This window comes from Priestia sp. P5_B4, assembly GCF_056400385.1.
The window spans coordinates 1-2,313 of sequence record NZ_JBFULJ010000613.1 but is presented as its reverse complement, the minus strand read 5'-3'; the positions used below and the strand labels follow the sequence as shown (position 1 = coordinate 2,313).

Genomic DNA, 2,313 nt, shown 5'->3' with positions numbered 1-2,313 from the left:
GGGTTTTTCTACATCGATAAATTAAGCGTGTGCTTTTGCGAGGCCGATACAGATACCGCCTGAAATAATCAGTACACTCGCAAGAGATACATAGAATAATTGACGCTTTGTTTTCTTTTCTCCCAAGAAGACAATACCGCCAAAAATTGAAATAACGATACCCATTTGCGATAATGAAAAGCTTGTTGCTACGCCTAGTCTTGATTGAGATAAGAATAAGAACATGTTTCCAGATGCCCAGATTAGACCTGGTAAGATATTACGAATCGTATATTTGTTAAATGGCTTATGTTTGTATGTAATGATTAAACCGCCAATTAACATACCGATTGCTTGCGGGAATAAAGCTGCCCATGCGTCTACGTTGAAGATACGTGCGATAACTACGTAAACTAAGAACCCAAGACTTGAAATGATAAGAGTGATAACTCCTTTTTTCGTTTGTCCCGGAGCCCCTTGTGCTCCTTCTTTTTTACCGTCTAATGAAGAAAGCACCACGCCTGCTAGTATTAAAAGAATCGCAATAGATCCAAGCACAATCGTTTGAAGCGTTGACCATTCTTTAAATACAATAACACCAAAAAGAGCTGTTGATACTAATTGCATACCCGTTGAAATCGGCATTGACTTTGAAACACCAAGGTATGGAACACTTTTAAACTGATTGCTTTGACCTACTGACCAGAACAAACCTGAAACAATTCCGACAATAACGAGCGTTGGCGTTAACACCGGCTGCACAATCATAAACTGAACAAATGAAAGAATCAAAGCTCCAATAATTGTTCCCAGCGTTTGACTGTAAGGTCCACCGCCCATCTTCATACTAACTAAAATCATGCTTCCCCACGCAACGGAAGGAAGAACACCTAGCAAAATATCCATCTTTCTCTTAACCTACTTTCCTATTTCTAATCTATGTACATCGTATGTAACGACCTGCTGCTTTTCTCTCATCAAGGGCAAAAGCCAAGCACTCATACTCCCTCGAATATTCCCCCAAAGGTCCACTTATGCGGATGAGCCTACCCCGCAAGGGGGGCAGCATCCGCTTAGGTCTAGAAGGTTTGATAGGACTGCTCTTTAGTCCTATCAAACCTTCTACATCGATAAATATATAACGTTTTCATAAATAGTGGTAAAACTGCTATTTCTTGCTGCTCGTATTATACTAACACGAACATTTATTATTTAGCTAGAAATTTTTTTGATTATTTTTTAAAAACAGAAAAAAATTTTTTCTTCTTGCTCTGCAGCTCGCTTCTCCCTCTTATGTGATCTGCAATCAGCAGAAACTAGCGCCTCTGCTGATTGAAAATAAGAAGAGATAAAGCCTTTTCATTTTAGTTAGCTACAGGCTTACAAAATTGCTCTACTACTTCTTTGGCTGGAATTGAGCTAATCGCACCTTTTCCAGTTGTCGTTAAGGCACCGCTTGCATTTGCAAAACGTAAAATAGCATCGTGGTCAGAGTCAAGAATAGCCGTTAAGTTTTCTTGTGACACATCGCGGCTTAATAGCTGATAAAGGAATCCGCCAATAAACGCATCTCCTGCACCTGTTGTATCAACAACTGCTACTTTGTAACCGTTTGATTCATAGACAGCTTGTTTTGTATAAAGCGTTGCGCCTTCTGCACCTTTTGTGAACACAACTACTTGAACATCACCTGTAAATAGAGACTGAATCGCTTGCTGTTCATCTTCAATGCCTGTGATAAACGATAGCTCGTCGTCTGAAATTTTAACAATGTGCGCTTGTGGAATAAATTCTAAAATCGTTTGACGGCATAGCTCATGATCTTTCCACAGCGGAAGACGTACATTTGGATCAAAGCTGATAACGCCGCCTTTTTCTTTCATGCTTTTAATCGCTTTCATATGAGCGTATTTCATAGGACTTTCAACTAAATCAACCGAACAGAAATGAAGAACATCGTTGCTTGCAAACCAATCAGAGTTAATTTCGTCTTCAGTTAGCAATAAATCTGCTGAAGGATTACGATAAAAGCTGAAATCTCTTTCTCCGTCTTCACGCAGGGAAACAAAAGCTAAAGCTGTGTTTGCTTCTTCTGTACGATAGACCATCTCAGTACCTACTCCTACTTCACGAAGCGTATCTACTAGAAAGTCTCCAAACGCATCTTCTCCAACTTTTGTAATAAGCGCTGACTCATTACCGTATGTAGCAACAACTGCTGCAACGTTTGCCGGCGCTCCGCCTGGCACACGCGTAAACGATTCCACTTCTTTCAATTGAAGACCTTTTTGAGCTGGAATCATATCAATTAATACTTCACCGATACTAAATAAC

The 2,313-nt window shown here is 39.9% G+C and carries 2 protein-coding genes; both read right to left on the bottom strand.

What is annotated here, in order from left to right; translation table 11 throughout:
* Nucleotides 1-21 precede the first annotated feature (21 nt).
* Complete coding sequence (locus AC1DRF_RS23695; protein ID WP_013055866.1) at nt 22-885, bottom strand: GRP family sugar transporter; 864 nt, start codon at nt 883-885, stop codon at nt 22-24.
* A gap of 458 nt (nt 886-1,343) precedes the next feature.
* A partial coding sequence (locus AC1DRF_RS23690; RefSeq protein WP_477741844.1) for a carbohydrate kinase family protein occupies nt 1,344-2,313 on the bottom strand: 970 nt, incomplete at its 5' end.